Source organism: Antiquaquibacter oligotrophicus (assembly GCF_020535405.1).
GTDB classification, from domain to species: domain Bacteria; phylum Actinomycetota; class Actinomycetes; order Actinomycetales; family Microbacteriaceae; genus Rhodoglobus; species Rhodoglobus oligotrophicus.
Map to the genome: position 1 here is coordinate 719,635 of NZ_CP085036.1, position 24,670 is coordinate 744,304.

Below are 24,670 nucleotides of genomic sequence, written 5' to 3' on the forward strand. Positions count from 1 at the left end.
AGTCTTGCAGGGTGTGCAACATTCCGACGATCACACACCGTCTCGTCGACGGCCGAACTCTAGGCGCCGCGACCACTCGACATCGAGCCCGAGTGCCATCGCCCACGACAGCAGCGGTTCCCGTGTCTCAAGTACCGCGACGGCGCCGGAGTTCGGCTCACGGGGTGCTGTGCGGAGGTCGTGAAGCTGTTGAATCCGCTGTTGCTCGGCGAGCGCCAGATACGCTCGCAATCCGAGAAGCTGCTCTCGCATGAGGGCCCCGTCTCGCGTGAGCGGTCGGTGACGAAGCACCAAAATCAGGCCCAGAACTGCGAGCGCGCCGCCGGCCATCGCGAGCAGCATCGTGACAAGAATCGTCCAGAAGTCCGACGATCCGGCTTCGACCACCGCGACTGCGCCGGCAACGAATGTCAGTGCTGCACAGAGCGCGGCAGTAGAGACGGCGGCAGGGGAAAGTCCGCGTCGCAGCCCGAGGGCAACGGCCTCGCCCGCGGCCGAGGATGCCAGCTCCACCGCAGTACGATCCACGGCATCTCGTCTGCCGGTGAGCCAGGAGACCGGGGCCGATCCGTCGGCATCCGCCGCTGCTCGGGTTCGATGTCCGAAGATGCTGTCGAGCAAGGATCGTTCGGGCTCGGTGGCGTCACCCTGGCTGAGGTACTGGATGCCGAGGACCGGGTGAGAGGCGCCCTGGTGGAACTCGACAATCCGCACAACTCCCCGCTCGGCGAGGTCGAGGATGGTGGCGCCTGCCGCCCGAAGGGGTGTTCCGAGCACATTGGCCGCGAGGAAGAGACCTACACCCTTCGGAGGCTGGAACTCGGTGACGACGACGCCCCGGCCGCCGTCATCAGGCGAGAAAGCGACGCGGCTGAGCAGGGCGATGAGGGCCGCGAGCGCTCCCGCGGTGAGCGCGATGAGCAGCGCGACGAGCGAGTGAGTTGGCACGGCGGTCTCCTTACATTAACTACAGTCAGTAGTTTGCGGGAAGGCCTCCCCAACGTCAAGCGGGGTGCTGGTCGCTTCTGGTGCGCTCGAGCAGCAACTCGAGCGATTCCACGAGTCGATCGAGCGCGAACTCGAATGCCTCGTCGGCACGAGCCTTGCCAGAACGGTTCGCGCGGAGCGCTCGACCGAGAGCGGTATCCGCTTCGATCGCGTCGGGGCCGTAGATGTCATCCGGCGCATTGATGTCGAGTGCGCTGCCGATAGCAAGCAGGTCGATCGAGGTGATGATCTTGAGCACATCAACGGAGGCGAACCCTGCAGCCTCCAGCTTCTCCGCGAATCGGGCCACGGCGTCGAGCGGCTCTGTCGCAGCCATTGACGAGATCATGAACTCGGCCGCGATCCAGGGATGCTGGCCGATCGAGTCTCGGTCACTGCGGGCGACGTGACGAACCGAATCCTGCCACGACCATTCCGCGCGCAGCTCCGCGTTCACGGAAAGATGGATTCGCTTGCGAACGAGTTCGAGCACATCCTCCCTGCCCGAGACATGGTTGTAGAGCGAAGGCCCCTTCACGCCCAGGGTTCGCGCAATCTGCGTCAGCGTGAACTGACCTCGTTGCGCGTCAATCAGTTGGAGCGCCGCGTCGGCGATGAGCTCCGGGGTGATGAGCGGGGCAGTCGGTCGACCCATGCGCGGCCCTTTCCGTTGTGGCCACTTCCTGCCGTGGCACGAGTTCACTCTAGCGTGCGGAATCTACATCTCATAGTTTAACTCGCGATAACTACGATCCGTAGATATCAAACTCACAGGACATCAATCACGGGACAGACCATGAAAACCACAACCCTTCTCGCAGCGGGCACCGTCGCGGCCCTGTCACTGGCTTTAGTGATCCCGGCATCCATCGCGATCGCCGACGAGACCTCCGAGCCCTCCGCGGTCACGCTCACCCCGGTGGCCGAGGCACCGTCACCAACGGCAGTCGAATCCGTTCCGGAGCCGGAAGCGACCCCACTCGCAGCGCCCACGGACGGCGCCACGCCCGACAGCGTCCTCGTCGCACCCGTCGTCGACGAAACCGCGCCACAGGCCGAGTCATCCGCACCGGCCCCTGCGACACCCTCGACGGACTCCGAGTCCACCGCAGAATCCGCGTCCGTGCCTCCGACGAACGAATCGCCGACTCCAGAGCGCATGTGGGAGGCAGCAACGCCGGAGTTCGCTCTTTCCGCTGGCACCCGCGACCTCACCTTCACCATCACGGACCCCTCGGGCGACCCGGTGCTGGGGGCAGAGGTCGTGCCACACCACGTCGTCAACGGATCGGACGTTTCGATCTTCGGCTTCTCCAACACCTCCGGCGTCGCCACAGTCACCGACGTGCCCTGGGGAACCTACAGATTCGAAATCCAGGCGCCCGAGGCTCGCCTCGACCTTCGCAGCGAGTGGTGGGGGGATGCGTACGCACCGTCGGATGCTGTCACGGCTACTATCGCCGCCACCGGTCCCGTCTCCTTCGCCGTTCAGCTCGACGCCTCTCCGTCGGCGGGAAACCGCAGCATCACCGGTGTCATCACGGGTGATCACGGGCAGCCGGTTCCTCACGCAACTATCGACCTGTACCGATTCGGTCAGCCCTACCCCGAGGTCACGACGGTCGCCGATGAGGACGGCAGCTATGCCTTCCGTGGGCTCGGCGACGGAGTGTTCGAGTTGAAGGCCTGGTCATACGGCTACTTCCCGATGTGGTTCGGCGGCCAGGAGCGGGTCGCGGCCATTTCGTTGCCGCTTAACGCCGCAACGCCCGTCGCTCTGGCATCGGTGGAGCTTCCACAGTACGGGGGAATGCTGCGTGCGAAGGTGCTCGATCCGTACGGAGCGCCCGTAAAGTTCGCCCAGGTTCAGTTGTACCCGGTCGGCGGAGACAACCTCGTGTCCTACGGATCGACCGACAGCCTCGGTTACACCCTCGTGTCGGCCCTTGACGTCGGCGACTACGAGGTCAAGGTGATCCCACAGGACGAGTCACTCCTCGCAGAAGAATGGTGGCAGGACTCCGCCATCCGCAATGGTTCGAGTGTGATCTCTGTCGCGAACGACTCGGAGACGACCATCACTGTCGAACTGAACTACGCGGAGACGATCGCGAACCCCGACAACTACGGAGTCCAGGCGGGCGAGACCCTCTTCGCGACTGGAGAGTCGCTCACGGTACTCGCCAATGACTACGGCATGGCCGACATGACCGTGGCGCTCATGGATGGACCCGATCACGCCGCTGGCTTCGAGCTGGCTCCGAACGGCGAGTTCCAGTACGACGCCGACTCCGCGTTCGAAGGCAATGACACGTTCACCTATCGCGCCGTGGGTGCCGACGGACTCGAAAGCACGGAGACGACGGTCACCATCGAAGTGTTCGATGACACTCCTGACCTGCCGGTAGCGGTCGACGACTTCTACAGCACGATGGTCAACACGCTGCTCGTCGTTGACGCTCCCGGTGTACTCGCCAACGATGTGCCGGGCGGTCAACCGATCGATTCCGTACACGAACTCGTGGAGGACACGGAGCACGGCACCCTGGTGTTGAACCCCGATGGGTCGTTCGCATACGAGCCCGATCCCGGCTTCGTCGGTGTCGACACGTTCCGCTACAGCAACGAGGATGGTGATCTGCGCAGCGAACCGGGAACGGTCACCATTACCGTTGGTGTCCCGCCACACGGTGACGACGACACTGATAGCAGCACCGATAGCAACACCGAAAGCAACACAGACACGAGCACCGACTCGGCCGACAAGGCAGACAAGCACGCATCCTCGGTGAGCGGACTCGCGTTCACCGGTGTCGACCTGCTCATGCCGACAATTGCGGCGCTCCTCGTCCTTGCTGCGGGAGTGCTCCTCGCTATCGCCACTCGTCGCAAGCGGGGCCAGTGGATCGAATAGAAGCAGATCCCGGTGCGCCCGGCCCGACCTCGTGTCGGGCCGGGCGCACCGTTGATTGCGGTTCTGTTGAGGAGCCGACAACGATCTCGATACGATCCCCTGAGCCAGAGTCAGTGCCGTTCGTGAGGGCGGGAACGATAGCGAGGAGCGGTGCACGTGGCAGGGTCCGGAGAGATCGATCCCATATTCCGAAGCGCGCTGAGCGCACGACCGGACACCCTCAAGCACTTGGGGCAACTGGCGGAGGCGCTCGGCATGACCCTCGAGGATGCACTCGATGCGCTGTCATCCGCAGGCATCGCCGCCCGCGACGGCGAGCGCCTCAGCATCCTCGATCCCACCGAGGGAATCTCCGCCCGACTCGTCGGGCAACTCACCGAGCAGCGGCGAGGGCTCGACACCGCCATCTCCCTCCTCGAAGCTCTGCCCGGCATCGTTGAACTCTGGCGGGAAGGGCGGGGGCTCGACGGCGGGCCCGCATTTGACGTCATCGACAACCACGAAGACGTGTGGGCGCGCTGGTGGCAAGACTCCTTCCGAGTTACCCCCTCCCGCCCCGGCGTGATGGTTCCCGACTCCGTGATGCTGCGCGAGCAGGTCGTGCGCGATATCGACAGAGTCAAAGAAGATTTCATCGCGCGCGACTTCCACATGCGTGTGCTCATCTCGCTCCGCGAACTCGACCCGGAGTCGGGCATCGACACGAGCTACATTCCGGTGCTGATCGACGCCGGCGTCGAGATTCGCGCGATTGCGGATCCTCCCAGCTGGTTTTACGTCGACGAAGGCAAAGCGGGTGTCGGCATCGGCGGCATCCCGCTCGTATGGGGCCAGGGAAATCCCGCGGGGATGGTTGTCGTATATGACGCGAGTCTCATCGCGATGATGTCGTGGTTGTACGACTTCATGTGGGCTCGGGCCATTCCCGTCGGTGCGACGGAACAAGGATGGGAGCCCGTGCTTCGGCTGCTTGCCCAGGGCCTCAGCGACAAACAGGTAGCGGATGCCTTGGGCTGGGGCCTGCGCACCGTGCGCCGGCGGATCTCCGAGGCTATGGACGAGCTCGACGCGCCGACTCGCTTCGAGCTCGGGGCCGCCTGGGCCTCTCGGCAGCGTTAGAACCTCGACCCCGGCTAGACGCATCGCTCCGGGTGCGACGATGGTGGCATGCTCCCTGTTGACTGGCCGCTGACACCCGTGCTGCTGTGGGGTGCGCTCGTGGGGCTCATCGCGGTGCTCGTGATCCGCGCCATCCGTCGCGACCGCCGTGAGTACCAACGCTTCAAGCGCTACCGCACTACTCGGCGACGTCAGGCGATGCTTCTCACGTGGTTGAGGGATTCGGCGATCACTATCGGCGGACTCTCGATCGTGCTGCTGGTCTTGTCGTGGCAGTTCGTCGGGCCTTTGCTCATCGAGCTTCGCACCTGGATTGCCGTGCCGGAGCTACTCGGCTGGGTGATCGTTGTCGCAGTTGTGCTCGTCATTGCCGCGCTCACGATCGTCGGTTTCCGGGCCGTGCGGTCGACGCCGGAAGAGGCGGTCATGCTCGGCGACATCGCGGCCATGATCCCCCGCAACCGCCAGGAGATCCGCATCGGATGGTTGCTCTCGTTGAACGCCGGGGTCTCGGAGGAGCTCATGTTCCGCCTCGCCGTGCCCGCCGCTCTTTACGGCGCCTCGGGTAGTGCGATCGTGGCGGTCGCGGGCTCCGTCGTCCTTTTCGGCGCACTGCACATCTACCAGGGCGCGCAGGGTGTTGTCGGTTCGACGATCGTTGGTGCAGCGCTCATGGCCGCCTACATCGCGACCGGCTCGATCGTCGCCCCGGTCGTGCTCCACGTGCTCCTGGACCTGCGCTCGCTCGTTGTGCTGCCCAGCATGCTCTACGGGGCCCATCGCATCGACGGCACGGTTCAGCGCGTGATCGCGCCACTACCGAAGCCGAAACCCGAGCCAAAACCCGAGGAGTCCCCCTCCGACGGCAGTGCTCCCTAGATCTGCGATTCGAACATCGTGTAGAACGCACCGCGCTTCTCGATGAGTTCCCGCGCCGTTCCGCTCTCCACGATGCGGCCGTCCGCGAGCATGTAGATCACATCGGCGCGCTCGATCGTCGTCAGTCGGTGGCTGATGATGATGAGCGTCTGATCGTGACTGGCGAAGAGATGGTTGAAGATGCGCGACTCGGCGAGCGCGTCGATCGCGGACGTCGGCTCATCGAGGATGATGACAGGAGCCTGGCGGTAGAAGTTCCGCGCAAGCGCCATCCGCTGCCACTGGCCGCCCGAAAGGTCGACACCGTTTGTGCCGTCCTTGTGCGCCATCCACGGCGATACGTACGAGTCCTCACCCTTCGGCAGTTTGGCGATAAAGTCACCAGCCTCGGCCTTGGCGAGGGCCTCCTCGAAAGCGTCACGGTCGAACGGCTTGGAGACCTTGCCGAAAAACACGTTGTCTTTGGCTGTCGCGAAACTGTAGCTCAGGAAGTCCTGCTGCAGGACTGCCAACTGTTTGTGCCACGAGTCGAGTGAATACTCGGACAGTGGCACACCGTCGAGGGTGATCGACCCCTGCGTTGGAGCGTAGAGGCCACTCAGCAGCTTGATGAGTGTCGACTTGCCAGCGCCGTTCTCCCCCACGATCGCGACCCGCTGGCCGCGATCGATCGTGAGCGAAACATCCTTCAGCACGTCGTGTTCGGAGGAGGGATAACGGAACGAGACGTGGTCGACGCGGATCTTCTCGGGCGGGCCCGGCAGCTCACGTTCGCCACCCTGACGCACGTCGAGCGCCATGAACTCCTGGTAGTCGAAGAGATTCGCGAGCTGCTCGTCGAGGGAACTCACCTCGGTCACGAAACTGTTCATCGCGGTGAGTGCCCGCTGAACGATCTGCTGCACGTAGAGGAACTGACCGATCGGCTGGCTGCCGGCGATGATCTGCACGGTCACCCACAGGAGCGATCCGACCTGGGCGGCCAACTCGAGGGCGTCAGCCGCCAAGCGCTTGAGGATGAACTTGCGCTCGAAGATGATGCGCTCGCGTTCATCGGCGTCCCGCAACTCCTGCCGGAGGTTCAGGAGGTAGCGCACCATTCCGTAGAGGCGGAGCTCCGCGATGTGCTCGGGTTGGAACAACTGCCGCTCGATAGTTCCCTTGGCTCGGCGTACGTCGACGGTCGAGTTCCAGTGCCGCACCTGCGCTCGCGAGAGGGAGAACTGCAGGTAGACCCCCGGCACGATCGCCACCACGAGGATGACGGCGAGCCACCAGCCCACGAGGAGGAGCGCGACAACACTCGCCACAAGCGTGATCACCTGGGAGAGCATCCGGGACAGCGTGGTGAACGCCTGCGCATAGAACAGGGAGAACCTCTGGGCGCGGTCGTACATGTCGATGGTGTCTTTGTCGTCGTAACGCCAGAACTCCAACGACAGGAACCGCTCGTACATGATGTCGCTCACCTTCGCCTCGAGCGCGTACCGCATGAGGCGCTGCACGTACTGCTCGAGACTGCGCCACCCCGTCAGCAGCAGGCCGAGCACGCCGGTGACGATCACGTATGTGATCGCTCGGGTGCCCGCGGTCGGATCGCCCATGATCGCCTCGCCGAGGGCGGTCGTCGTCAGAGCCGCGAAGTAGGTCGTGACGATCGGCAGGATCGCGGTGATGAGCGCACCGGCGATCTGGATGACGATCGTGCCGGGTGTTGTCTCCCACGTGAGCTTCGCGATGTCCTTTGCAGCGACGAAGTACTGCTTCGGCCCGAAGTTGGACTGCTGAATTCGCCGATTACGACGCGGGGGTGCCATGAGACCGTTTTACACGGGGTCAGCGACAACACTCCGCGGATCACGCGTTGTCGTCGCCGGTCGCCTCGAACCCCGACCCCGCGCCACCACCCGACCACGACCACTCCGCGACCTCGGGGATGTCTTCTCCGTGTTCTCGCGTGTAGGCGCGGGCACGGACGCGGGCATCCTGCATTTCCTGGCGGAGCGCCCCTTCGCGTTCGGCGAGGCCCGGCACACGGTCGAGCACATCGATGACGAGCTTGTATCGATCGAGGTCGTTGAGCATGACCATGTCGAACGGGGTTGTTGTGGTGCCCTCCTCCTTGTAGCCGCGAACGTGCAGGTTGTCGTGACCGTGGCGCTTGTAGGTGAGCCGATGGATGAGCCACGGATAGCCGTGGTAGGCAAACACGATCGGCTTGTCCACGGTGAAATCCGCATCGAACTCGTGATCAGACAGCCCGTGCGGATGCTCGCGCTCGCTCTGCAATCGCATGAGGTCGACAACATTCACGACACGCAACCTCAGCCCCGGCACCCGTACGCGCAGGATGGAGGCGGCGGCCAGCATCTCCAGAGTCGGCACGTCTCCCGCGGCGGCGAGCACGGCATCCGGTTGCTCTCCAGCAACCTCGGTGCCCGCCCAGTTCAGGATGCCGAGACCGCGCGTACAGTGCTCGATCGCCTGGTCCATCGTGAGCCAGTTCGGTTGGGGCTGTTTGCCGGCGACCACGACGTTGACGTAGTCGACGGTGCGAAGACAGTGGTCGTAGGTGGAGAGGAGGGTGTTGGCGTCGAACGGAAGATAGACCCGGATGACGTCGGCCTTCTTGTTGACGACGTGGTCGATGAATCCCGGATCCTGGTGGGAGAAACCGTTGTGGTCCTGACGCCACACGTGCGAACTCAGGAGGTAGTTGAGAGAGGAGATCGGGCGACGCCAGGCGATGTCCTTGGATGAGGTGATCCACTTCGCGTGCTGATTGAACATGGAGTCGACGATGTGGATGAACGCCTCGTACGAGTTCAGTAGACCGTGCCGGCCCGTGAGCAGGTACCCCTCGAGCCATCCCTGACACTGGTGCTCGCTCAGCATCTCCATCACACGTCCGGCTCGCGCGAGATGGTTGTCGGCATCGATCGGCAAGAACTCGGCGTTCCACTGTTTGTCGGTGACCTCGTAGACCGCCTGCAGACGGTTTGACGCCGTCTCGTCCGGACCGAAAATACGGAAATTCTGCGGGTTGTCGCGCACGACGTCACGCAGCCAGGTGCCGAGGATGCCCGTGGCGCTGTCGACGGTCTCCCCCGGGCGCGGCACGTCCACCGCGTACTTCCGGAAGTCAGGCAGCCTGAGCGGGACCCGAAGCACACCCCCATTGGCGACGGGATTGGCGCTCATGCGCCGATCGCCCTGAGGGGCGAGCGCTCGCGTACTCGCGACGACGGCACCGGCTTCGTCGAAGAGCTCATCCGGCCGGTAACTCTGCAGCCACTCCTCGAGCAGCCTCGTGTGCTCCTCGGTGTCGCGAGCGTTGGCGAGGGGCACCTGGTGCGATCGCCAGTTGTTCTCCGCGGGATGGCCGTCGATTACGGCCGGGCACGTCCATCCTTTGGGCGTGCGAAGGATGATCATGGGCCATGCGGGGCGTCCCACCAGGCTGCCGTCGGCAGCGGAAGCCTTGATGCGCCCGATGTGGTCGAGTGCTGCATCCATCGTCTCCGCGAGTCGCCGGTGGACGAGCATCGGATCCTCGCCGTCGAATCCGCCGGACACGAGGTACGGCGTGTGTCCGTAGCCGCGCATGAGCTCGAGCAGTTCGGACTCGGGGATGCGCGCGAGCACGGTGGGGTTGGCGATCTTGTAGCCGTTGAGATGGAGGATGGGCAGCACGACGCCATCGCGCAGCGGGTCGACGAACTTATTGGAGTGCCAGGCCGTGGCCAGCGGCCCCGTCTCCGATTCGCCATCACCGACGACGGCGGCGACGAGAAGATCCGGGTTGTCGAACGCCGCTCCGTAGGCGTGAGACAGCGAATAGCCGAGTTCGCCACCCTCGTGAATCGACCCCGGGGTCTCGGGCGCCGCGTGACTCGGGATGCCACCGGGAAAAGAGAACTGTCGGAACAGCCTCCGGAGCCCCTCCTCGCTGTGGTCGATGTCGCTGTAGAGCTCAGAGTAGGTGCCGTCGAGATAGGCACTCGCCACCATGCCCGGCCCGCCGTGGCCGGGGCCGCAAATGTAGATCGAGTTCAGATCGCGTTCGACGATCACACGGTTGAGGTGTGCCCACAGGAGGTTGAGTCCGGGTGTCGTTCCCCAGTGACCGAGGAGCCGCGGCTTGATGTCGTCCCTCGTGAGCGGTCGGCGCAGGAGCGGGTTGTCGAGCAGATAGATCTGCCCCACCGAGAGGTAGTTCGCGGTGCGCCACCAGTCGTGGACTGTGGTGAGCGTCTCGTCATTCGGAGGGACGGCGTTCAGAATGGGCCAGGATGCTGCGCTCGCGGCGGTCATGGCCCCATGTTTGCACCATCAGACCGATCGCGACAGGGTCTCCCGACCTACGGAGGGATGATCGTGCGCTGGCCACCACGGCGGGGTGAGGTCAGTGAGTACCGCCAGGAAGTCGTGCGGGTCGCGGGGGTCGGCGAGCCACACCGAAATCGCGCCAACCGTTCCGTCCGCCACGTACCGCAGTGCCGCATCGCGCGACAGTGAGCTCGGGATGCCGGGGATCGCCGGCGGCTCGAGTAACCCTTGAGTGACGAGAAGCCGCGAAGACGCCTGGAAGTGTGCGCTCAAGAAGTCGTGGAGGGGCCCGCCGTCGGCGAGGCCCCGCCGGTAGATGGCCGCATGGCGCTCGACGTGCTCGAGCACCGCGAGCGTCACGTCCCGCAGCGCAGCGGGGAGCGACCGGGCGTCGAGTCCCGAAAGGTGTCGAGTGCGCGCCTCATCCAGTTCCGCACGGAGAGCATCAGTGAGGAGAGCGGCGGGTGATTCCGCGTGCTCGTAGAACGTCGAACGGTGGACCCCAGCCAGGCGCGCCACCTCGGCCACCGTGAGGTCGTCCGCGCGGCGGTCGGCCGCGAGCTCGAAGACTGCAGCATGCAGCTTGAGGCGGCTTCGACGTTGCCGGGCATCCATACGAAACTCCCTGTCTGTGGTGGGCTGACCAAGAGTAGTATCTCTCTAAACGACACATGTCGGTTAATGGATTTATGGAGGAGAACATGGCAACCTACGACGTTCAGAACCGTTCGGCGATCGTCACGGGAGCAGGCTCTGGCATTGGGCGAGCGGTCGCGCACACCCTCGCCGCGAGCGGCGCCGCCGTCATCGTGAGTGACCTCGGGGCCGAGTCCGCCGAGGCGGTCGTCGAGGAGATTCGCGCAGCAGGAGGCACCGCCGAGCCGCACGTCGGCGACGTATCAGACCCCGCGGTATCCGAGAGTGCGGTGGCCGCCGCTAACGGCCTCGCTCCGCTGAAGATCGCCGTCAACAATGCGGGAATCGGAGGCGCCGCCGCCACCGTCGGCGACTACCCAATCGACAGTTGGCGCAAAGTCATCGAGATCAACCTCAACGCCGTGTTCTACGGTCTCAAGTACCAGCTTCCCGCCATCGCGGAAAACGGTGGAGGGTCGATCGTCAACATGGCCTCCGTGCTCGGCTCGGTCGGATTCCCGATGTCCTCCGCCTACGTCACCGCGAAGCACGGTCTCCTCGGACTCACCAAAAACGCCGCGCTCGAATACGGCGACAAAAACGTGCGTGTCAACGCCGTGGGCCCCGGGTTCATCCACACACCCCTCGTCGATGCGAACCTCGACGACGCGACCCAGCAGTTTCTCGCGAGCAAGCACGCGCTCGGTCGCCTCGGCACGCCAGAAGAGGTCGCATCGCTCGTGGCCTTCCTCGCCTCCGACGCCGCATCCTTCGTCAGCGGCAGCTACCACCTCGTCGACGGCGGATACGCGGCGCAGTAGCTACGACTGCTCCCCCGCAGCGACCTGCTCGGCCGAGAAGATCGACACGAGCAGGTCGCCCACCCACTCGATCAGGTGCGCGTCGTCCGGCACCGTCGGGAGCGGGATGATCGCAGCCGACGCTGCCGCGTGATACTTCGCGCCCGGATACATCCGCTGCAACCGAATCTGCAGGGAATCCGGAAGGTTCGCGGGGGCAACTCGAAGCTTGTCGCCCATGACCACGACCTCGCCGAGGCCCGCCTTCTGGGCCATCCGCCGCAAGCGCGAGACGGCGATGAGATTGACCACCTGCACGGGAGGTTCGCCGTAACGATCGGCGAGTTCCTCCAGCACACGGTCGATCGAATCGTCGGATGCCGTGGGCGCTGAAGCCGTCGAAAGCTTCTGGTACGCCTCGAGCCGCAGTCGCTCGGACTCGATGTACTCCTCAGGGATCGAGGCATCCACCGGAAGTTCGAGGCGCAACTCGGTCTGCCCCTCGGCAACGTCTCCTCGGAACGCCGAGACCGCTTCGCCGATCATCCGCAAATACAGATCGAATCCGACCCCGGCGATGTGCCCGGACTGCTCGCCACCGAGCAGGTTTCCCGCACCGCGGATCTCGAGGTCCTTGAGCGCGATCTGCATGCCGGCACCGAGCTCGTTGTTCGCGGCGATCGTGTTGAGTCGCTCGTGTGCGGTCTCGCTCAGGGGCTTGTCCGGGTCGTAAAGGAAGTAGGCGTACGCGCGCTCGCGACCGCGACCGACTCGTCCGCGCAACTGGTGCAGCTGAGACAGCCCGTACTTGTCGGCGCGATCGATGATGAGCGTGTTGGCGTTGGCAATGTCGAGACCGGTCTCGATGATGGTCGTCGCCACGAGCACATCGAACTTGCGCTCCCAGAAGTCGACCATCACCTGCTCGAGGGCGCTCTCCGACATCTGGCCGTGAGCCACCGCGACACGCGCCTCGGGCACGAGTTCGGCGAGCTGGGCCGCGATGCGGTTGATCGAGCTGACACGGTTGTGCACGTAGAAGACCTGCCCCTCGCGCAGTAGCTCGCGGCGGATCGCGGCGGCCACCTGCTTCTCCGAGTACGGCCCGACAAACGACAGGATCGGGTGACGGTCCTCCGGCGGGGTAGCGAGAGTCGACATCTCACGGATGCCCGTCACCGCCATCTCGAGGGTGCGGGGAATCGGTGTCGCCGTCATCGCCAGGATGTCGACGTTGGTCTTGAGTTTCTTGAGGGCGTCCTTGTGCTCGACGCCGAAGCGCTGCTCCTCGTCGATGATGACGAGCCCGAGATCCTTGAAGGTCACACCCTGGCTGAGAAGGCGATGGGTTCCGATGACGACATCGACCGTGCCATCCGCGAGACCCGCGATCGTCTCCTTGGCTTCCTTGTCGGTCTGGAACCGCGAGAGGGCGCGCAGGTGCACGGGGAAGCCCGCAAACCGCTCGGCGAACGTCTCCAGGTGCTGCCTCACGAGGAGGGTCGTCGGGACGATCATGGCGACCTGCTTGCCGTCCTGCACGGCCTTGAATGCGGCTCGCACGGCGACCTCGGTTTTTCCGTACCCGACGTCACCCGACAGCAGACGGTCCATCGGGATGGGCCGCTCCATATCGGCCTTCACCTCGTCGATCGTCTGAAGCTGATCGGGGGTTTCGGCGAACGGGAACGCCTCCTCCAGTTCGCGCTGCCACGGGGTGTCCGGCGGGAAAGAGTGGCCCTTGCTGGCCATACGGGCGCTGTAGAGCTTGACGAGTTCGACGGCGATATCGCGCACAGCCTTGCGCGCCTTGCCCTTGGCGGCCGCCCAGTCGCTGCCGCCCATCTTGCTGAGGCTCGGCGCCTCGCCGCCGACGTAACGCGACAGCAGGTCCAGCTGATCGGTGGGGACAAAGAGCTTGTCCCCCGGGTAACCACGTTTGTTGGGCGCATACTCGAGCACCAAAAACTCGCGCTGCGTTTTGATCGCGTTGCGCCCGCCCGTGCTTACCTCGCGTTGCACGAGTTCGACGAACTTTCCGATGCCGTGTGTGTTGTGCACGACGTAGTCGCCGGGCTTCAACTGCAGCGGGTCGACGACGTTGCGACGGCGGCTCGCGAGCTTCTTGACCTGGCGTGTGCCGTAGCCTGCCGCGCGACCGAAGAACTCCGCCTCACTCAGGACGGCGAGCTTCTCCTCCGCGAGTTCGAAGCCCTGATCGAGGGTCGCCATCGACAGGTAGGCAACACCCGGCTCAGCGTTCTCGGGGAACGGCTCCTCGCGCGCCGAAAGCTCACGCTCGGCGAGCACGGATGCCGCCCGCTCCACCAACCCGTGACCCTCCGCGACGACGGCGACCCGCCACCCATCGCGCAGAAGTGACTCGACGTGTTCGAGCGCGCCATCCGGTTGACCGGCAAAACTCGGAACGGCGGTGGCATCAATCCGCACGTAGTCGTCGTCATCGCTGTTGCTGTCGAATGGGGAAAGGGTCCACCACGTGCGATCGCCAGCGGACTCGCGGAGGCTCGCGAGGGTGACGAACTCACCCGCCTCGAGGTCGATGGGTGCTTCGGCACCGGCGGTGGCGGCGTTCCACGCAGCGGCGAGGAATTCGCGGTTCGTCTCGACGAGGCTCGCAGCGCGCCCCGACACCCGCTCGGGTGCGATGACGGCGATCGCGGCATCCGTCGGCAGGTAATGCGTGAGGGGAACGAGGCGGTCCACGAGAGCGGGGGCGAGCGATTCCATACCGTCGACGGGGATACCCTCACCGATCTTGGCGAGCATGGTCGACAGGCTCGGGAACTCGTGCTGCATCTCCCTCGCGCGCTGACGCACGGAGTCGCTCAGGAGCATCTCGCGGCTGGGGGCGAGTTCGGCGGCGGTGATCTCCTCGGGGAGCGAACGCTGATCGGCGACCGAGAACGCTCGGATCTGCTCGAGTTCGTCGCCGAAGAACTCGAGGCGAAGCGGATGCTCGTCGGTGGGAGCGAACACGTCGAGGATGCCCCCGCGCACAGCGAATTCGCCGCGACGCGTCACCATGTCCACACGGGAGTAGGCGAGACCGACAAGTCGATCCGAGAGTGCTGGGAGGTCGTAGCCGCGGCCGCCGGCGGACAGTTCGACCGGCTCGACGCTCGCGAGGTTGTCGGCGAGCGGCTGGAGGGCGGCTCGCACCGAGGCTACGAGTATGAGGTGGCCGCTCGGATGCTCCTGCCAGGCCCCAACCTCACGGAGTGCGCGGATGCGCTTGCCGACCGTCTCGGCGCTGGGGCTCAACCTCTCGTGCGGCAGCGTTTCCCACGCGGGGAACTCGATGATGCGCGCGTCGGGCAGGTAGCTGGCGAGGGAGCGGCGCAGCGCCTCCGATTCCCTGCCGGTCGCGGTGATCGCGAGAACGGCACGAGGGGTGTCGGATGCCCGCAACAACGTCGCGAGCAGAGGTGCCCGCATCCCGTCGACGAGCGAGAAGTCAGCGCTACGATCGGCGACCCGAAGCGCGCTCTCGACCGTGCGGGCGCGCGAAAGCCCCGTGATAATTCCGTCGAGAGTCACCGGTCGATTCTAGTTACCGCTGCCGACACCATTGTCTGGACGTCGCTCAGCGACGGTCCACCCGCGGTGGTTTGAGCCGCACGCGCAGGTATAAACATGCGCGTGCGGCTCAAACCTGCGCGCGGGAAGTGTCGCTCAGCGACGTCGCTACCCGGCGGTGTGGAACTTCAGTTGTGCGGCGGGGAGGCCCTCGGTGGCGATGAGCTCGACGGCATCCGCCGCGTCAACGAGGAGGTTCGGCAGCACGGTCCGCTCGTCGGAGGAGAAATCGCGCAGCACGAAGTCTGCGGCCGGCTGCCTTCCCGGCGGGCGGCCGATGCCGATACGCACGCGGGTGAAGTCACCCGTACCGAGGTGGGCGATCGTGTCGCGGATGCCGTTATGACCGCCGTGGCCACCGCCGAACTTGAGGCGCACGGTGTCGAAGGGGATGTCGAGCTCGTCGTGAAGCACGATGAGCCGAGACGGATCGAGGGAGTAGAACTTCAGGAGGGCCGAGATGGGCCCGCCGGACAGGTTCATGTAGGTGTTCGGCTTGGCGAGCACAAACTTGGGGCCGCCGGGCACGATACGCCCCTCGGCGATGGCGGCGTTCGCCTTGTGATTTTTGAAACTCGCCGACGCGCGGGAGGCGAGCTCTGCCAGGACCATCTGGCCGACGTTGTGGCGGTTACCGGCGTAGCCGGGCCCGGGGTTACCGAGCCCGGCCACAAGCCAGGTATCGCTCACGAGGAGTGTTACTCGGCGTCCTCGGCAGCTGAGTCGGCACCGGCAGCGGCACCCGCCTCAGCAGAGGCCGCGTCGGCGGCGTCGTCCGCGGCGCTGGCGGCACGCGGCACGGTGATGCCGACGATCAGCAGCTCGGGTTCGGAGAGCAGCGAGGCGCCCTTGGGCAGCTCGATGTCCTTCGCGAGAACGTGTGCACCCTCCTCGAGGCCCTCGATCGAGACGACAACGTTCTCGGGGATGTGAGTGGCCTCAACCTCGAGCGAGATGGTCGCAGCATCCTGCACGGCGATCGTGCCGGAGAACGACTCGCCCTCGAGGTGCACGGGGACGTCGACGGTGACCTTCTCGCCCTTGCGGACGACGATGAGGTCGACGTGCTCGATGATCTGGCGCACCGGGTCCTTCTGCACGTCCTTCACGAGGGCGAGCTGGGTCTTACCGGCGATGTCGAGCTCGAGCACCTGGTTGGCCTTACGCAGGATGAGCGAAACCTCGTGGCCCGGGAGGGTCACGTGCTGCGGCTCGGTTCCGTGGCCGTAGATGACGGCGGGGATCTTGCCGACGGCGCGGATTCGGCGGGCAGCACCCTTACCGAACTGGGTGCGCTCCTCGGTCACGAGGTGGTTGCTGACTTCTTCAGCCATGTCTGTCTCTCCTTGCGGGCCGATGCCCTGTGTGTGGGCTCTCGCCCAGTGATCTGTTGTTTCAACTCGAACGCATGCCAGCGTGAGGAAAAGCCTGGGGCTCGCCCACCGCGTCGATAACGGAACCCAGAGGGTTCCCTCGCCGAAGTTCAGTGGACGAGTTTACACGGATGCCCCGGCCCCGGTCACGCGCGAGTGCGACGGTGCGGCACCGCCGCCGTCGGGGCTCCGCCGGTTACCGTGGAGGGGTGCTGGGCAGTCTTCACGAGCGGGTTCTCGACGGGGTGGGCCACCTCATCGTGTCCGGGGAACTGGCACCCGGCGACACGATGCACGCCGAGCACGCGGAGCAGCGCTTCGGTGTCTCCCGTTCCGTCGTTCGGGAGGCCGTACGGGTGTTGCAGAGCCTCGGTCTCGTCGAGACCGTCAAGCGCGTGGGCATCCGTGTGCTGCCGATGTCCCGGTGGAATCTGTACGACCCGCTCGTCATCCGCTGGCGCTTGGCGCAGCCGACACGCGGCGCGCAACTACGCTCCCTCACGGAACTGCGCAGCGCTGTTGAGCCTCGCGCCGCGGAGCTCGCCGCGCGTTACGCGAACGACGAGGCGACAGCCGAACTGCTCGCGCTCGCGGCGCGTATGCGGTCGGTCGGCCGCGAGGGGGACCTCGAGCTGTTCCTCGAGCTGGACATCCGTTTCCACTCCCTTGTGTTGGCCGCGAGCGGCAACGAGATGTTCGCGAAACTCGACGGCGTCATCGCGGAGGTACTCACGGGGCGCACCGACCAGGGACTCATGCCGCGGCATCCCCACGAGGAGGCGCTTCAGTGGCACGTCGATGTGGCAGACGCGATCCAGGGCGGGCGCCCTGAGGACGCCGCCGCCGCGATGGAGCGCATCATGAACCGCACGGCGCACGAGGTTCAGTCGATCTGGGCGGGCGAACCCCGTGTGTATTGGGATCGCCGCTAGAAGCGCAGAAGCACCTTGCCGCTGACGGAGGCATCCCGGGCCGTCGCGAACGCGTCGAGAGCGTCGGCTGCCGCGAACTCGTGTGTCACGACCGGCTCGACGGAGAGGCTGCCGTCGGCGAGCGCCGCGATGACCTCGTCGATTTCGTTGTTGAAGCGGAACGAGCCGACGAGTTCGAGCTCTCGTGTGATCGCGAGCGAGATGAGCGCTGGCTGCTCGCCGGACGGCAGCAGGCCGACCATCACGACCCGGCCGCCTCGCATGGCTCCGCGCACCGCCGAGGCGAGACCCCGGTGGCTGCCCGAGGACTCGAAGACCACGTCGGCTTCGACCGCGGCGATGGCGTCGGCATCCGTCGCGACGATGGTGCTCGTGGCACCGACGGCGCGCGCGATCTCGAGGGGTTTCTCGTGAAGGTCGACAGCAACGATCTCGGCCGCGCCGAAACGCTTCGCGACGGCGACGATGAGCGCTCCGATGGGGCCTGCACCGATCACGAGCACTCGTTTGCCGGCAATACCCCCGGCGCGCGTGACGGCATGCCACGCGACACTGGCCGGTTCGACGATGGCGGCCTCGCGAAGGTCGAGTCCCGCCGGGAGCTCGCGCAGCATGCGCGACGGCAGCACCGCGTACTCGGCGAAGGCACCCTCGGTGTGCGGGAACCGCGCGGCGCTACCGAGGTACGTCACCCCGGGTGAGAGGTTCGGTCGGTCGACGGGGTAACGCGCGCCTTCACCGCCGGGTGTTGCCGGATGCACCGCCACCGCAGCGCCGACACCCGGGCCCGACCCGTCCGACGCAGCCTGGGCGACAGTACCCACAACCTCGTGACCGAGGATCATGGGCGCCCGGAGTATCGACTCGCCCGCGGCCCCGTGCTGCCAGTAGTGCAGATCCGATCCGCACACTCCCCCGTAGGCGATACGAACAACGACCTCATCGGGGCCGGGCGTCGGCACGGCGATCTCCTCCACACGCAGGTCGTCCTTCGCGTGCGCGACAACGGCGAGTGTCCGCTCGGGAACGGTCATCGATTCCTTCTTCCTAGACCACAACGGTCATGCCGCCGTCGATGAAGACGACCTGACCGTTGACGTAATCGGAGCCATCGGAGGCGAGCCACACGGCGGGGCCACCGAGATCGAACGGTGTTCCCCATCGGTGGGCGGGGGTGCGCCCCACGATCCACGAGTTGAACTCCTCGTCGTCGACGAGTTTCTGCGTCATCTCGGTGTGAATGTATCCCGGAGCGATCGCATTGATCTGCAGGCCGCCGGATGCCCACTCCGCCGTCATCGCACGCGTTAGGTTGCGGATGCCACCCTTCGACGCCGTGTACGGCGCGATGGTGGGCCGCGCAAGGTCGGTCTGCACCGACGCGATGTTGATGATCTTGCCCTGACCCCGCTCGAGCATGTGTCGGGCGACCTCGCGACCGACAAGGAACGCGCTCGTGAGGTTGGTGGACATCACCCGGTTCCAGTCGTCCAGCGAGAGCTCGAGGAGCGGCTCGCGGTGCTGGATGCCCGCGTTGTTCACGAGGATGCGGATGGCACCGACGGAAGCCTCGATGTCGTTCACGGCCGCGGCCACCGCCGTGGCATCCGTCACGTCGAATGCGCGGGCGTGAACCCGGTCGTCACCGTACGTCTCGGCGAACTCGCCGCGCGTCGTCTCGAGTCGCTCAGCGTCGACACCGTTCAGCACAACCGTCGCTCCCGCGTCGGCGAGCGCCGTCGCGATGACGCGGCCGATGCCGCGGCTGGACCCGGTAATGAGCGCGATACGACCCGTGAGATCGAAGAGTGCGGATGCCACGGTGCCCCTAGAACAGTCCGGCGATCAGGAAGATCGCGAGGGCGAGCACAAATCCGATCACGGCGATGAGTGCCTGACCGACGGTCCACGTGCGCAGGGTCGTCTGGGTGTCCATGCCGAAGAAGCGACTGACCAGCCAGAAGCCCGAGTCGTTGACGTGACCGGCGAAGACCGAGCCTGCGGCGAGCGCCAGAACGAGGGCCGCGAGTTCGACGGGGTTGAGACTCGTGTCCGCCGCAACCACGGGCTGGACGAGTGCGGCGGCCGTCGTGAGCGCCACGGTCGCCGAGCCTTGGGCGACACGCACGATCGCCGCGATCACGAAGCCCGCGACAATCAGGGGCAAGCCGATCGCGTCCAGGGTGTCGGCAAGGCTCGTGCCGATGCCGCTCGCACGAAGCACACCACCGAACATTCCGCCAGCGCCGGTGATGAGGATGATGGAACACACCGGGCCGAGGGCGCTATCGACGATGGTTTCGACGAGCGAACCACGCTTGCGCGGCTTCCAGCCGAGGAGCCACATCGCGAAGAAGACCGTGATGAGCAGGGCGACCGGGGTCTCGCCCAGCAGGCGGAGCACCTGGACGACGGGGTTCTCCAGCGACACCACTCCCGCCGTCGCGAGGGCATTCAGTCCGGTATTGAGGAAGATGAGCACCAGCGGCAGCACAAGCAGGAACACGATGGTGCGCAGCTTCGGGGCCGAAGCGAATTCCGCCGCGTTGGGGTCGTCCTTCTGCCCGAAGAGGATGTCCGGGATCGCGATGTCGAAGCGCTTACCGGTCCACGTGCCGAACTTGTATCCGACGATGTACCACGTGGGGATGGCGATGAGTAGACCGAGGAGCAGCACGAGGCCGACGTCGGCGCCGAGCAGTCCCGTCGCGGCGACGGGGCCCGGGTGCGGCGGAACGAAGATGTGCATGACGGAGAAGGCCACCGCAGCAGGAAACGCGTACAGCAGAAGCGAACCGCCGAGGCGTCGAGCGACCGAGAAGATGATGGGGAGCATCACGACGAGCCCCGCGTCGAAGAAGATCGGGAACCCCATCATGAGGGACGCGATGGAGAGCGCCAACGGCGCGCGTTTCTCACCGAAGCGCCGGATAAGGGCATCCGTGAGCACTTGCGCACCGCCACTGGTCTCGAGCATTCGGCCCAACATGGCGCCGAGCCCGACGAGGAGGGCAACCGTGGCGAGTGTGCCGCCGAAACCTGTTGTCAACGTCGGAATGATCTGGTTGGCAGGGATTCCGGTCGCGACAGCGGTTACGAGGCTCACGACGATGAGCGCAAGGAACGCGTGAATTCGCGCGGCGATGATGAGAACGAGCAGGAGTGCGATGGCTCCCGCCGCGATAAGGAGGAGTCCCCAGGTGGGGAGCTCCCAGGCGAGTTCGATGTCGGTCATCGTTGTCCTAACGTCGGTTTTTCTTGTCGGTTACTGGTGGTCGACGAAGTTCTCGTCGAGGGTCGTGATGATGTAGCTGACCATCTGGTCCGGAGTCTGAGTGAGGTCGACGAGGATGCCCCGCTCGTCGCTCGCGAGATCCTCGAGTGTCGCGAACTGCGAGTCGAGCAGGCTGTTGGGCATGTACTCGTGGTGACGGTGGGACTGTCGTTCGGCGATGACCTTCTGCGTACCCACGAGGTGCACAAAAACGACGGATGGCGCGTGGGCGATGAGTAGCTCGCGATAGGAGCGTTTGAGGGCTGAGCACGCGACGATGATGGATGTTCCCTCAGCCAGTTCGGCGCCGATGCGATCCGCGATGATCTCGAGCCACGGTGCCCGATCTTCGTCGTTCAGCGGGTGGCCCGCAGCCATCTTCTCTTTGTTGGCGCGGGGGTGCAGGTCGTCGCCGTCGATGAACGGCATGCCGAGTTTTTGCCCCAGCGCCTCGCCGATCGTCGACTTACCCGAGCCCGATACCCCCATAACGATGAGAGGCGGATAGCTGGTCTGCACGTTCATCCTTCCGTCGACGCTCCATTACGTCTGATCTCAAGTCATGAAGGTAGCAATAAATCAGACTTATTGCGAAGTCTATCAGCGAGCGTAATTTGCCTGCCACCCCTTGCGAAAAGAGGAGAGGGATGGGAGCGATACCCTGTAAGCCGACGTCGACCACAGGAGAGAGACACGTGTCACAGGCAAACATTGGTGTTGTTGGGCTCGCGGTGATGGGATCGAACCTCGCCCGCAACCTCGCGAGTCGCGAGGGCAACACCGTCGCAATCTTCAATCGCTCGTACGAGAAGACGCAGACGCTTCTCGACGAGCACCCCGAGGCGGAGTTCGTACCGGCCTCCACCTACGAGGAGTTCGCAGCATCCCTCTCGAAGCCCCGCACCGCCATCATCATGGTGCAGGCCGGCAAGGGCACGGATGCCGTGATCGACGCACTCACGGAGGTGTTCGAGCCGGGCGACATCATCGTCGATGGCGGCAACGCGCTCTTCACCGACACCATCCGTCGCGAGAAGGCCGTGCGCGAGACGGGAATCAACTTCGTCGGTGCGGGAATCTCCGGCGGCGAAGAGGGCGCGCTCAACGGCCCGTCGATCATGCCGGGTGGATCGGATGAGTCGTGGGTGACCCTCGGCCCCATCCTCAAGTCGATCGCCGCCGTCGCCGAGGGCGAGCCCTGCGTCACCCACGTCGGCCACGACGGTGCTGGACACTTCGTCAAGATGATCCACAACGGCATCGAGTACGCCGACATGCAGCTCATCGCCGAGGCTTACGACCTCATCCGTCGCGGCACGGGCAAGAGCCCCGCCGAGATCTCGGAGATCTTCGCCGAGTGGAACAAGGGCGAGCTGGAGAGCTACCTCATCGAGATCACCGCCGAGGTGCTCAAGCAGGTCGACGCCGACACCGGCAAGCCGCTCGTCGACGTGATCCTTGACCAGGCAGGTTCCAAGGGCACCGGCGTGTGGACCGTGCAGACCGCGCTCGACCTCGGCATCCCGGTGTCGGGTATCGCCGAGGCCGTCTTCGCGCGCTCGCTCTCGTCGAAGCCGGCGCAGCGGGATGCCGCGGCCGCCCTTCCCGGTCCCGACGAGAACGCCTTCCGCGCCCAGGACGAGGATGCCTTCATCGAGGGTGTGCGCCTCGCACTGTACGCGTCCAAGGTCATCGCCTACTCGCAGGGCTTCGACGCCATCGTCGCTGGCGCCGAGCAGTACGGCTGGGACATCAAGAAGGGTGAGATCGCCAAGATCTGGCGTGGCGGATGCATCATTCGCGCTCGCTTCCTCAACCGCATCACCGAGGCCTACGCCGAGAACCCGGGCCTCGTGGCCCTCGTGACGGCACCGTTCTTCGTGGACGTCATGGAGAAGGCACAGGTCGCGTGGCGCAAGGTTGTCGCCGATGCCGCCTACGCGGGCATCCCGGCCCCCGCCTTCTCGAGCTCGCTCGCCTACTACGACGGCCTCCGCGCCGACCGCCTGCCGGCGGCACTCGTTCAGGGTCAGCGCGACTTCTTCGGTGCGCACACCTACAAGCGCGTCGACAAGAAGGGCACCTTCCACACGCTGTGGTCGGGTGACCGCAGCGAAATCGAAGCGGTCGACTCGCACTAGTCACGCAGCTTTACTCCACCTCGAGGGCATCGGCGTTTCGCCGGTGCCCTCGAATTTCGAACCCGACGACCATGATCGCGGGCGCCAGCATGACGATCAGGAGGCTCACACTCAGCGGGTCGCCGAGCGCCGCGAGAACGACGGCACCGGCGAGCACGATGAGCGCGACCGCGAGAAGGACAACTTTGAAGCGCGGAATAGTCCTGACGAGCCAGAGATCGAGCCCCACGATCGCGAGCAGGTAGACGGCGACCGGGATGGCCACGGCGGCCGTCGCACCGAGGGAACCGGCATCCGTCTCCCCCTTCGCCACGTACGCGGCGACGTGCAGCCCAGCACCGGTCGCGGCAATGGACGCGAAGACAAGAACGTGGCCGTATCCCCACACCCACGATCGTTCGCGGTGCCGTGACAACACTTCACCGGCAGGGGCGATGAAGTAGATCCACCACAGACCGAAGGTCAACCCGATGCCCGCCGTCACGATGATGACGGCATCCGCAGACCACCCGTCCTCCTGCACAAAACCGGACACGGCCGCGACGGTGCCGATCACGCCCTCACCGAGCGCGATGATCGCGAGCAGACCGTAGCGCTCCGCTATGTGATGCGGATGCCACGGTGTTCCGCTCGTGCGCCCCTCGGAGACGATGGGGCCCGTGGCCTCGACGACAAATAGTGCGATCGCCGCGACGAAGAACAGTGCCGGGCTCGTGTGAAGCACCAACAGGACGATCCACCCAACCTGGGCGACACCGACCCACACGGCGTAGGTGAGCGCCGTGCGTCGACGCGCGGGATCCTGCCGTGCCGCTCGCAACCACTGCGCGATGAGGGCGACACGCATGACGACGTAACCCGCCACCATGACCCCGTTGTCGATGGTGTGCCCCTCCTCGAGCGAGTGGAACATCTCCGGGAGTCCGAGAGCGAAAACGACAACACCGATCATCTGCACCATGGTCAGCACGCGGTAGAGCCAGTCATCGGTGTCGTACGCCGAGGAGAACCACGAGAAGTTGATCCACGCCCAGCAGGTCGCGCCGAGCGCGAAGGCGAACCCCGCAATACCCGTACCGACGTGATCGGCTGCGATCGCGTGCGCCAACTGGTCGCCCGCCTGACCGAAAGCCACAACAAAGGCAAGGTCGAAGAGCAGTTCGAGCGGCGTCGCCGCGCGGTGACGCTCCCCGGGGTCGCGGCCGGCCATACGGGCCAGTCGGTGACGCGTCGGCTTCGGCTCGCTCACGCTCATCGCATCATGATGCCACCGCTCGGGGTGTGCCGTGATGACGGTGCGAGAATGAGCGGATGGACGACCGCCGCGACGATGACGAACCGGAACTCGCGGGCTACGAGCCGCACGAACGCCCCCTCCGCGGCAATCGCCAACGGGCGATCCTGCGTGTTGTTGTGCTGGTGGGACTGGTCGCGCTCATCCTGCCCGGCATCATCGTGACACTCGGCACCGCATCGCGCACCGCGGCCTCGGCGTGCAACGTCTACACGGCGCTCTACGCTCCGAGCTCGGTATCGAACTCTGCACGGTTCGAATTCGCGAGTGCCGCGGGGATGGGTTGGAACTGCTACGTCACGGCGTTCGACGGCACCGAAACACTGCTGGCACCACTCGGCATCATTCCCGGCGGGGTTAGCTTTCCTTCGAGCCCAGTCGACAACACGTAA

Annotated in this window: 20 protein-coding genes; 7 read left to right on the forward strand and 13 right to left on the reverse strand. The window is 65.4% G+C overall.

Features of this window, described 5'->3' with window-relative positions; all coding sequences use genetic code 11:
* Positions 1-30: 30 nt before the first annotated feature.
* Both LH407_RS03585 and LH407_RS03590 read right to left on the reverse strand, forming a co-directional pair.
* Positions 31-948 carry a DUF2207 family protein gene (locus LH407_RS03585; RefSeq protein ID WP_322132665.1) on the reverse strand — a complete coding sequence of 306 codons (918 nt, stop codon included), beginning with the start codon at positions 946-948 and terminating at the stop codon, positions 31-33.
* A 55-nt stretch (positions 949-1,003) separates the two neighbouring features.
* Entirely contained in the window at positions 1,004-1,642 is a 639-nt protein-coding gene (locus LH407_RS03590) for a TetR/AcrR family transcriptional regulator (RefSeq protein WP_322132664.1), read from the reverse strand.
* 141 nt (positions 1,643-1,783) lie between these two features.
* Here LH407_RS03590 and LH407_RS03595 point away from each other — a divergent pair, with 141 nt between their 5' ends.
* The 3 genes from LH407_RS03595 (at position 1,784) to LH407_RS03605 (ending at position 5,899) form a co-directional block, all read left to right on the forward strand.
* Positions 1,784-3,901 carry an Ig-like domain-containing protein gene (locus tag LH407_RS03595; RefSeq protein WP_322132663.1) on the forward strand — a complete coding sequence of 706 codons (2,118 nt, stop codon included), beginning with the start codon at positions 1,784-1,786 and terminating at the stop codon, positions 3,899-3,901.
* A 156-nt stretch (positions 3,902-4,057) separates the two neighbouring features.
* Positions 4,058-5,020: a helix-turn-helix domain-containing protein gene (locus LH407_RS03600; RefSeq protein WP_322132662.1), complete on the forward strand. Its 963-nt coding sequence runs from the start codon at positions 4,058-4,060 to the stop codon at positions 5,018-5,020.
* Between the two features lie 48 nt (positions 5,021-5,068).
* Positions 5,069-5,899 (forward strand): CPBP family intramembrane glutamic endopeptidase, encoded by an 831-nt coding sequence (locus LH407_RS03605; protein ID WP_322132661.1) that lies wholly within the window; start codon positions 5,069-5,071, stop codon positions 5,897-5,899.
* On the opposite strand, the gene LH407_RS03610 is transcribed toward LH407_RS03605, so the two are convergent.
* Genes LH407_RS03610 through LH407_RS03620 form a run of 3 tightly spaced genes read right to left on the reverse strand, consistent with a single transcriptional unit; the run spans position 5,896 to position 10,843 of the window.
* Positions 5,896-7,716, reverse strand: a complete 1,821-nt coding sequence (locus LH407_RS03610) for an ABC transporter ATP-binding protein (protein ID WP_322132660.1) — start codon at positions 7,714-7,716, stop codon at positions 5,896-5,898. The genes LH407_RS03605 and LH407_RS03610 overlap by 4 nt on opposite strands.
* Positions 7,717-7,756: 40 nt before the next feature.
* Complete coding sequence (locus LH407_RS03615) at positions 7,757-10,213, reverse strand: phosphoketolase family protein (RefSeq protein WP_322132659.1); 2,457 nt, start codon at positions 10,211-10,213, stop codon at positions 7,757-7,759.
* A gap of 18 nt (positions 10,214-10,231) precedes the next feature.
* Complete coding sequence (locus LH407_RS03620) at positions 10,232-10,843, reverse strand: TetR/AcrR family transcriptional regulator (RefSeq protein ID WP_322132658.1); 612 nt, start codon at positions 10,841-10,843, stop codon at positions 10,232-10,234.
* Between the two features lie 86 nt (positions 10,844-10,929).
* On the opposite strand from LH407_RS03620, the gene LH407_RS03625 reads away from it, so the two are divergent.
* A complete protein-coding gene (locus LH407_RS03625; protein ID WP_322132657.1) occupies positions 10,930-11,685 on the forward strand; it encodes an SDR family NAD(P)-dependent oxidoreductase in 756 nt (251 codons plus the stop codon).
* Here the strand turns inward: LH407_RS03625 and mfd are convergent, their stop codons facing one another.
* The 3 genes from mfd to LH407_RS03640 all read right to left on the reverse strand — a co-directional run bounded on the left by mfd (position 11,686) and on the right by LH407_RS03640 (position 16,598).
* Positions 11,686-15,225, reverse strand: coding sequence for a transcription-repair coupling factor (gene mfd / locus LH407_RS03630; protein ID WP_322132656.1), 3,540 nt, complete (start codon positions 15,223-15,225; stop codon positions 11,686-11,688). It lies immediately after the preceding gene.
* 147 nt (positions 15,226-15,372) lie between these two features.
* Entirely contained in the window at positions 15,373-15,954 is a 582-nt protein-coding gene (gene pth / locus LH407_RS03635) for an aminoacyl-tRNA hydrolase (RefSeq protein WP_322132655.1), read from the reverse strand.
* Between the two features lie 8 nt (positions 15,955-15,962).
* Positions 15,963-16,598 (reverse strand): 50S ribosomal protein L25/general stress protein Ctc, encoded by a 636-nt coding sequence (locus LH407_RS03640; protein WP_322132654.1) that lies wholly within the window; start codon positions 16,596-16,598, stop codon positions 15,963-15,965.
* A 248-nt stretch (positions 16,599-16,846) separates the two neighbouring features.
* On the opposite strand from LH407_RS03640, the gene LH407_RS03645 reads away from it, so the two are divergent.
* Positions 16,847-17,569 carry a FadR/GntR family transcriptional regulator gene (locus LH407_RS03645; protein WP_322132653.1) on the forward strand — a complete coding sequence of 241 codons (723 nt, stop codon included), beginning with the start codon at positions 16,847-16,849 and terminating at the stop codon, positions 17,567-17,569.
* Here LH407_RS03645 and LH407_RS03650 read toward each other — a convergent pair.
* From LH407_RS03650 to LH407_RS03665, 4 genes are read right to left on the reverse strand one after another with little or no spacing between them, the layout of a single operon-like run.
* Positions 17,566-18,603 (reverse strand): L-idonate 5-dehydrogenase, encoded by a 1,038-nt coding sequence (locus LH407_RS03650; RefSeq protein WP_322132652.1) that lies wholly within the window; start codon positions 18,601-18,603, stop codon positions 17,566-17,568. The genes LH407_RS03645 and LH407_RS03650 overlap by 4 nt on opposite strands.
* A 13-nt stretch (positions 18,604-18,616) precedes the next feature.
* The gene (locus LH407_RS03655) at positions 18,617-19,390 is read right to left on the reverse strand and encodes an SDR family oxidoreductase (protein WP_322132651.1); all 774 of its coding nucleotides are present in this window, start codon (positions 19,388-19,390) and stop codon (positions 18,617-18,619) included.
* 7 nt (positions 19,391-19,397) lie between these two features.
* The gene (locus LH407_RS03660) at positions 19,398-20,804 is read right to left on the reverse strand and encodes a GntP family permease (protein ID WP_322132650.1); all 1,407 of its coding nucleotides are present in this window, start codon (positions 20,802-20,804) and stop codon (positions 19,398-19,400) included.
* Positions 20,805-20,834: 30 nt separating this feature from the next.
* A complete protein-coding gene (locus LH407_RS03665) occupies positions 20,835-21,368 on the reverse strand; it encodes a gluconokinase (protein ID WP_407650632.1) in 534 nt (177 codons plus the stop codon).
* A gap of 170 nt (positions 21,369-21,538) precedes the next feature.
* On the opposite strand from LH407_RS03665, the gene gndA reads away from it, so the two are divergent.
* The gene (gene gndA, locus LH407_RS03670; RefSeq protein ID WP_407650633.1) at positions 21,539-22,984 is read left to right on the forward strand and encodes an NADP-dependent phosphogluconate dehydrogenase; all 1,446 of its coding nucleotides are present in this window, start codon (positions 21,539-21,541) and stop codon (positions 22,982-22,984) included.
* Positions 22,985-22,994: 10 nt separating this feature from the next.
* Here the strand turns inward: gndA and LH407_RS03675 are convergent, their stop codons facing one another.
* The gene (locus LH407_RS03675; protein WP_322132647.1) at positions 22,995-24,239 is read right to left on the reverse strand and encodes a low temperature requirement protein A; all 1,245 of its coding nucleotides are present in this window, start codon (positions 24,237-24,239) and stop codon (positions 22,995-22,997) included.
* A gap of 56 nt (positions 24,240-24,295) precedes the next feature.
* On the opposite strand from LH407_RS03675, the gene LH407_RS03680 reads away from it, so the two are divergent.
* Positions 24,296-24,670: a hypothetical protein gene (locus LH407_RS03680; protein ID WP_322132646.1), complete on the forward strand. Its 375-nt coding sequence runs from the start codon at positions 24,296-24,298 to the stop codon at positions 24,668-24,670.